Genomic DNA, 205 nt, shown 5'->3' with positions numbered 1-205 from the left:
TCGTGACTGGCGTTATCTCAATGTGCGTCGTCTGGTGTCGTTCCTGTCGGATTCCATCCGTCAGTCCTCGACCTGGGCTGTCTTCGAGCCCAACGACGACCGTCTGTGGGGCACTCTCCGGCATGCGGTCACCAGCTTCCTGACCGATCAGTGGCGTCAGGGTGCGCTGCTCGGTCGTACGCCCGACGAGGCTTTCTATGTGATC

Annotated in this window: 1 protein-coding gene; it reads left to right on the top strand. The window is 61.0% G+C overall.

The features are described from left to right. Positions 1-205, top strand: a 205-nt coding sequence (locus IF61_RS34965; RefSeq protein ID WP_281178057.1) for a phage tail sheath C-terminal domain-containing protein, incomplete at both ends; no start/stop codon positions are given.

The organism is Streptomyces roseoverticillatus, assembly GCF_000719265.1.
In the GTDB taxonomy this organism is placed as follows: Bacteria; Actinomycetota; Actinomycetes; order Streptomycetales; family Streptomycetaceae; genus Streptomyces; species Streptomyces roseoverticillatus.
The sequence above is the reverse complement of the archived record's forward strand: the minus strand, read 5'-3'. Positions and strand labels throughout refer to the sequence as shown.